The 7,188-nt window shown below is 70.3% G+C and carries 5 protein-coding genes and 1 pseudogene; 5 read left to right on the plus strand and 1 reads right to left on the minus strand.

Annotation, left to right across the window (positions count from 1 at the left end):
• Positions 1-6: 6 nt before the first annotated feature.
• A complete protein-coding gene (locus ACE3N6_RS12330; protein WP_374246071.1) occupies positions 7-3,144 on the plus strand; it encodes an efflux RND transporter permease subunit in 3,138 nt (1,045 codons plus the stop codon).
• A gap of 38 nt (positions 3,145-3,182) precedes the next feature.
• Here ACE3N6_RS12330 and ACE3N6_RS12335 read toward each other — a convergent pair whose 3' ends face one another.
• Entirely contained in the window at positions 3,183-3,326 is a 144-nt protein-coding gene (locus tag ACE3N6_RS12335; RefSeq protein WP_374246072.1) for a hypothetical protein, read from the minus strand.
• Between the two features lie 277 nt (positions 3,327-3,603).
• On the opposite strand from ACE3N6_RS12335, the gene ACE3N6_RS12340 reads away from it, so the two are divergent.
• The 4 genes and pseudogenes from ACE3N6_RS12340 to ACE3N6_RS12355 form a co-directional block, all read left to right on the plus strand.
• Positions 3,604-4,224, plus strand: a complete 621-nt coding sequence (locus tag ACE3N6_RS12340; protein ID WP_374246073.1) for a YitT family protein — start codon at positions 3,604-3,606, stop codon at positions 4,222-4,224.
• Between the two features lie 114 nt (positions 4,225-4,338).
• Positions 4,339-5,232, plus strand: coding sequence for a TRAP transporter TatT component family protein (locus ACE3N6_RS12345; RefSeq protein WP_374246074.1), 894 nt, complete (start codon positions 4,339-4,341; stop codon positions 5,230-5,232).
• Between the two features lie 25 nt (positions 5,233-5,257).
• Entirely contained in the window at positions 5,258-6,298 is a 1,041-nt protein-coding gene (gene dctP, locus ACE3N6_RS12350; protein ID WP_374246075.1) for a TRAP transporter substrate-binding protein DctP, read from the plus strand.
• A gap of 621 nt (positions 6,299-6,919) precedes the next feature.
• Positions 6,920-7,188: pseudogene (locus ACE3N6_RS12355) on the plus strand (C4-dicarboxylate ABC transporter permease); the annotation flags it as partial.

Genomic DNA, 7,188 nt, shown 5'->3' on the forward strand with positions numbered 1-7,188 from the left:
GCGCCGATGCTCGCCAAGCTCATCGACTGGTCGGGACGCAACCGCGTGCCGGTGCTGCTGACCACCGCCTTCCTCACCCTGGCCGGCCTCTTCGCCCTGCTGCGCACCCCCATCGACGCCCTGCCCGATCTCTCCGACGTGCAGGTCATCGTCTACACCGAGTTCCCCGGCCAGGCGCCCCAGGTGGTGGAGGATCAGGTCACCTACCCCCTCACCACGGCGATGCTGTCGGTGCCGCGCTCCCGGGCGGTGCGGGGCTTCTCCTTCTTCGGCGCGTCCTTCGTGTACGTGATCTTCGAGGACGGCACCGACATCTACTGGGCCCGCTCCCGGGTGCTCGAATACCTCAACGTGGCCGCCGGGCGCATGCCCCGGGGCATCACCCCGCAGATCGGGCCCGACGCCAGCGGCGTGGGCTGGGTCTATCAATACGCGCTGCTGGCCCGGGACAAGACCCTCGCCGAGCTGCGCTCGATCCAGGACTGGTATCTGCGCTACCCGCTCGCCAAGACGCCCGGCGTGGCCGAAGTGGCGTCGGTGGGCGGCTTCGTGCAGACCTATCAGGTCACCGTCGACCCGGTGAAGCTGCGCGCCTACGGCATCTCGCCGATGAAGGTGGCCCAGACCATCCGCGACTCCAACCGCGACGTGGGCGGCCGGGTGGTGGAGCTGGCCGAGACCGAATACATGGTGCGCGGCAAGGGCTACCTGCGGGGCAGCGACGACATCGGCGCGCTGGTGCTGAAGGCCGAGCGCGGCACCCCGGTACGGGTGAGCGACGTGGCCCGGGTGGAGCGGGTGCCCGACGAGCGGCGCGGGCTCGCCGAACTGGACGGCAAGGGCGAGGTGGTGGCCGGCATCGCCATGGCCCGCCACGGCCAGAACGCCCTGGAGGTGATCGCCCAGCTCAAGGCCAGGATCGCCGAGGCCGCCCCCGGCCTGCCGGAAGGCGTGTCGATCCAGCCGGTGTACGACCGCGCCGACCTCATCGAGCGCGCCATCGCCACCCTGCGCACCACCTTGATCGAGGAATCCCTGATCGTGGCGCTAGTGTGCGTGGTCTTCCTGCTCCATGTGCGCAGCGCGCTGGTGGCGATCCTGATGCTGCCGGTGGGCGTGCTGATGGCCTTCGGCGCCATGCGCCTCTTGGGCATGAACGCCAACCTGATGAGCCTGGGGGGCATCGCCATCGCCATCGGCGCCATGATCGACGCCGCCATCGTGATGATCGAGAACGCCCACAAGCACCTGGAGCGCCTGCCGGAGGGCCACACCGCCGGCGACCGGGCCCGGGCGATGCTCGCCGCCTGCCGCGAGGTGGGGCCGGCGCTGTTCTTCTCGCTCCTCATCATCACCGTATCGTTCCTGCCGGTGTTCAGCCTGGAAGGCCAGGAGGGCCGGCTGTTCTCGCCGCTCGCCTGGACCAAGACCTTCTCGATGGCCAGCGCCGCGCTGCTGTCGGTCACCCTGGTGCCGGTGCTGATGCTGGTGTTCATCCGCGGGCGGATCGTCCCCGAGGCCCGGAACCCGGTCAATCGCGCGCTGATCCGCCTCTACCGGCCGGTGATCCGCGCCGTGCTGCGCTGGAAGAAGCTCACCGTGGGCCTCGCGGTGCTGGCGCTGGTGGCCACCCTCTACCCGGCCTCGCGCCTGGGCTCCGAGTTCATGCCCACCCTCGACGAAGGCACCCTGCTCTACATGCCCTCGTCCCTGCCCGGCATGTCGGTCACCAAGGCCGCCGAGCTGCTGCAGACCCAGGACCGGATCATCAAGCGCTTCCCCGAGGTCGCGTCGGTCTTCGGCAAGGCCGGGCGGGCGGGCAGCGCCACCGACCCGGCGCCGCTGGAGATGTTCGAGACCATCATCAACCTCAAGCCCCGCGACCAGTGGCGCCCCGGCATGAACACCGACACGCTCATCGCCCAGCTCGACGCCGCGCTGCAGTTTCCCGGCGTCGCCAACGCCTGGACGATGCCCATCAAGGCCCGCACCGACATGCTGTCCACCGGCATCCGCACGCCCATCGGCATCAAGGTGTTCGGCACCGATCTGGACGAGCTGGAGCGCCTCGCCAAGCAGATCGAAGGCGTCGTCCGCGCCGTGCCGGGCACCACCAGCGCCTTCGCCGAACGCATCACCGGCGGCTTCTACCTCAACATCGAGCCCGACCGGGAACAGCTCGCCCGCTACGGCATCCCGGTGGGCGAGCTGCAGGACACGATCGCCGGCGCCCTGGGGGGCGAGATGGTCACCACCACCGTCGAGGGCCGCGAGCGCTACGGCGTCGCCGTGCGCTACCCCCGCGAGCTGCGCGACAGCCCCGAGCGGATCGCCCGCGAGGTGCTGGTGCCCACCATGGGCGGCGCCATGCTGCCCCTGGGGCAGCTCGCCCGGGTGAGCATCGCCAAGGGCACGCCGGGCATCCGCACCGAAAACGCGCAGCTGTCGGCCTACATCTACGTGGACATCCGCGGCCGCGACATCGGCGGCTACGTGGCCGACGCCAGGAAGGCGGTGGCCGACCGGGTGAAGTTTCCGCCGGGCTACTACGTGGCCTGGAGCGGTCAGTTCGAGTACATGGAGCGCGCCGTCGAGCGGATGAAGATCGTCGTGCCGCTCACCCTGCTCACCATCTTCCTGCTGCTCTATCTCAACTTCGGGCGCCTCACCGAAACCCTCATCGTGATGCTCTCGGTGCCCTTCGCGCTGGTGGGCGGCGTGTGGCTGATCTGGCTGCTGGGCTACAACCTGTCGGTGGCCGTGGCGGTGGGCTTCATCGCCCTGGCCGGCGTGGCCGCCGAGACCGGCGTGGTGATGCTGATCTACCTGGACCACGCCTGGGCCGAGGCCCGCGCCCGCCGCGCCGCCGCCGGCGAGACGCCGACCCTCGCCGACCTCTACGACGCGGTGATGGAGGGCGCGGTGGAGCGGGTACGCCCCAAGACAATGACCGTGGTCGCCATCATGGCCGGGCTGCTTCCCATCCTGTGGGGCAGCGGCACCGGGGCCGAGGTGATGCGCCCCATCGCCGCGCCGATGGTGGGCGGCATGGTCTCATCCACCGTGCTCACCCTGGCGGTGATTCCGGCGCTCTACATGCTGGTCAAGCAATGGCAGAAAGGCAAAACCGGGGACAGCCCCTGAACCCAGGGGCGCCCCGGCACGGCAACACACAGGGAAATCTACTTGGCTTCGGCGACCGGCGGTTTGGCGTGGCCGGCTTCGAGCGGCTGCTGGAGCAACAGCAGGCTCCACAGCTCCAGACGGGAGGCGTTGGTGCTCACCGCACCGACGCAGTAATCGATCCACCAGGCGAGCGGGTTCATGGTTTGAACTCCTTTTCTTCTGCTGAGACTGCCACTTTGCGTCCGGAGGATTCCCCGCCTGCCGCCTTGTTGCGGCATCCGGACTTTTCCGGATCTCCCGTGGCTTGCCTGTAGCATGCGCCCGCCCGATTCGGATGGGGTGAGAACTATGTCACCCGGCCGGCATGAAAACCCGATCCGGGCAGCTCGCCGTGACATCCGGCAGCCCGGCGCGGAGGGCGACAACCGGCGCCGGCGCGGCCTATCATGCGGGCGCGCCCAACCGCCCCCCGCCGCCATGCCCGACACCGCCTCGCCCCCCGCCGCCTCGCCCCACTCCCTGCTCGAAGACATCCAGGCGATGGTGGTGGGCTGCCTGTTCACCGCCCTCGGCGTGGTCATGCTGCGCGAGGCCCGGCTGCTCTCCGGCGGCACCACCGGGCTCGCCTTCATCGTGCACTACCTGGGCGGCTGGCGCTTCGGCGCGGTGCTCTTCCTCATCAACCTGCCCTTCTACGTGTTCGGCTACAAGGCCCTGGGGCCGCGCTTCGCCCTCAAGACCTTCTGCGCCATCGGCCTGCTGTCGCTGTTCACCGAGATCGTGCCCGGCCTCATCGGCTTCCGGCACCTCGACCCGGTGTTCGCCGCGGCGATGAGCGGGCTCGCCATCGGCATCGGCATCCTCATCCTGATCCGCCACGGCGCCAGCCTGGGCGGCGTCGGCGTGCTCGCCATCTACCTGCAGAAAACCCGCGGCTGGCGCGCCGGCACCGTGCAGATGGCCTTCGACAGCCTGATCCTCGCCACCGGCCTCCTTGCCGTGGCGCCCCATCAGGTGCTGCTGTCGGTGCTCGGCGCCGCGGCCCTCAACCTGGTGATCGGCGTCAACCACCGGCCGGACCGGTATCACGGGTTCTGAGCCTTCGCCCGCGCTTCACCGTCCCGTCATCCCCCCGCAACATCGGCCCGCTATCTTCCGGCGCGTTCCCTCACTCGACGCCGGCCGCGGGCATGGCGCTTCCGATCCCGCGCCATGGCGTCCTCCGCTTCGCTCCGTCGCATCGCCCCGATCATCCTGACCGCCCTGCTGCTGGCCGCCTGTTCGCCCCGGCAGACGGTGATGCACAGCCTGGCCGACGAGCTGGCCAGCCAGTCCGGCGCGCCCGAGGATGACCTCGATCTGGCCCGCGAAGCCAGCGCCTACCACCTCAAGCTCTCCGAATCCGTGCTGCGCAGCCAGCCCGAGCACGCCGGGCTGGCGACCGCCGTGGCCGCCGGCTTCACCCAGTACGCCTACGCCTTCGTGGCCTTCGACGCCGACCGCCTCGACGCCACCGACGCCAAGGCCGCCCAGCGCCTGCGCGAGCGCGCCGCCCGCCTCTACCGCCGGGCCCGCGACCACGCCCTGACCGCCCTCGACCACACCCACCCGGATCTGCGCCGCCAGCTGGCCGACCCGGCCTCCCCGCTCCGCCTCAAAGCCGCCGACCTGCCCCTCGCCTACTGGGCCGCCGCGGCCTGGGGCGCGCAGATCTCCCTCTCCAAGGACGACCCAGACACGGTGGCCGACCTGCCCCTCGCGGTGCGTCTCGCCCACCTGGCCTGGCAGGCCGACCCCAGCTTTGGCGAGGGCGATCTGGCGAGCCTGATGGGCAGCTTCGAGGCGGCCCGCCCGGGTGGCAGCCGCGTCCGGGCCGAAGCCTGCTTCGACGACGCGATCCGCCTTGCCCACGGCACGAGCGCCGGCGCCTTCGTGGCCAAGGCCGAAGGCATCGCCCTGCCCGCCGGCGACAAGGCCGCCTTCCTCGACCTGCTGGACAAAGCCCTGGCCGTGAAGGACGCCCCGGGCAGCCCCAGGACGCTGGCCAACGAAGCGATGCGCCGCCGCGCCCGCTGGCTGCGGGACAGCGCCGACGACCTGTTCTGACCCCCTCCACCCCACCCACCTCGCCATGCGCCGAATCGCCGACCGCCTTCCGCCCCACCTCGTCTCCCTCCTGGGCCTGCTCCTGGGCCTGCTGATCGGTGCCTTCGCCGCCCCCGGCGCCCACGCCGCAAGCACGCTTCGCATGGGCACCCTGGCCCCCAAGAACTCCCTCTACCACCGCCAGCTGATGGAGGTGGGCGAAGCCTGGCGCACCGCCCAGGGCGACGGCGCCAAGTACGTGATCTACCCCGACGGCGGCCAGGGCGGCGAGACCGACATGGCCCGCCGGATGCGCATCGGCCAGCTCCAGGGCGCGCTGCTGTCGGTGGTGGGCCTGCGGGAGATCGAGCCCAGCATCGCCGCGCTGCAGAACATGCCCCTGCTCTTCAGGAGCTGGGACGAGGTGGACTACGTGCGCGAGAAGCTGCGCCCGGGCATGGAGCGCAGGTTCCTCGACAAGGGCTTCGTGGTGCTGGCCTGGGGCGACGCCGGCTGGGTGCGCTTCTTCTCGAAGGACGCCGCGGTGCGCCCGGACGACTACCGCAAGATGAAGTTCTTCGCCTGGGCCGGCGAGACCGAGCAGCAGGACATCATGAAGAGCCTGGGCTACACCCCGGTGCCGCTCGAGACCAGCGACATCCTCCCGTCCATCCAGACCGGCATGATTACCGCCGTGCCCGCCACCCCCTACTTCGCCCTGGCCAGCCAGATCTACGCCACCGCGCCCCACATGCTCGACATCAACTGGGCGCCCATCGTCGGCGCCCTGGTGGTGACCAAAAAAGCCTGGGATGACATGAGCCCCGCCGCCCAGGAGGCCCTGAAGACCGCCGGCGCCAAAGCCGGCCTGCAGATGCGCAGCAAAGCCCGGCAGGAGGTGGACGAGGCGGTGGACGCGATGAAGAAGCGCGGCCTGCAGATCCACACCCCCACCCCCGACCAGCTGAGGGAATGGAACGAGCTTGCCGACAAGCTCTACCCCCGCATCCGCGGCAAGATGGTGCCGGCCGAAACCTTCGACGAGGTGATGAAGCTGCTCAAGGATTACCGCGCCGGCAAGCGCTGACGCCGCCCCAGGCACCCACGCCCACCCCGAAACCCGACCCGCCTCGGCCCGGACTTGAACACGCTCCGCCGGAAGCCGGACTGTCGCGGGTCCAGGCCGAACCCACGCCCCAAAAAGGGGAGTCAGTTCAAGCTGGACATGAACCGGTTCGCCTCCGACTTGAACTCGTTCACCTCAGACCTGAACCGTCGCCGCGCCAAGCTGAACTCACGCCCCAAAAAGGGGAGTCAGTTCAAGCTGGACATGAACCGGTTCACCTCCAACCTGAACGTGTTCACCCCAGACCTGAACTGTTGCCGCGCCAAGCTGAACTCACGCCCCAAAAAGGGGAGTCAGTTCAAGTTGGACATGAACCGGTTCGCCTCCAACCTGAACGTGTTCACCCCAGACCTGAACTGTCGCCGGTCAAACCCGAGTGGGCTCGGGTCGGCGCGCGGGCGGTCTCCGTCCGGGCCCCGGCGGGCGGGCCTGCGGGGGCGACGTCCGCCCCCCGAGCGCCCCTCGCGCACCCCGTAGCCCCCAGAGGCCAGCCAACGCGGGCCGCTCCTGCCCGCCATCCCGACACCCCGCCCCTGCGGCCCTGCCCCTTCCCCCACCACGCCAAGCACGCCAACCGCCCCCATGCGCCGACTGCCCTTCGACGAAGCCATCGCCTCCGCAGCGCTGCTGCTGATGACCCTGATCCCCCTGGTCGAGATCGCCCTGCGGCCGCTCGTCGGCATGGGCATCGCCAACGCACCGATGATCGTCCAGCACCTGGGGCTGGCGCTCGCCATGCTGGGCGCGGTGCTGGCCGAGCGCGGCGGGCACCTCACCAGCCTGGGCAACAGCTTCGCCAGCGCCCGGAGCCCGGCAGTGCGGCAGGCCGCCAACCGCTTTGCCAAGGGCAG

The organism is Zoogloea sp. (assembly GCF_041904905.1).
In the GTDB taxonomy this organism is placed as follows: domain Bacteria; phylum Pseudomonadota; class Gammaproteobacteria; order Burkholderiales; family Rhodocyclaceae; genus Zoogloea.

Excerpts from the sequence above, each read along its gene's own strand:
- ACE3N6_RS12330 (WP_374246071.1), top strand. The coding sequence starts at position 7 with ATGCTCGCCAAGCTCATCGACTGGTCGGGACGCAACCGCGTGCCGGTG.
- ACE3N6_RS12335 (WP_374246072.1), bottom strand. The coding sequence starts at position 3,326 with ATGAACCCGCTCGCCTGGTGGATCGATTACTGCGTCGGTGCGGTGAGC.
- ACE3N6_RS12340 (WP_374246073.1), top strand. The coding sequence starts at position 3,604 with ATGCCCGACACCGCCTCGCCCCCCGCCGCCTCGCCCCACTCCCTGCTC.
- ACE3N6_RS12345 (WP_374246074.1), top strand. The coding sequence starts at position 4,339 with ATGGCGTCCTCCGCTTCGCTCCGTCGCATCGCCCCGATCATCCTGACC.
- dctP (WP_374246075.1), top strand. The coding sequence starts at position 5,258 with ATGCGCCGAATCGCCGACCGCCTTCCGCCCCACCTCGTCTCCCTCCTG.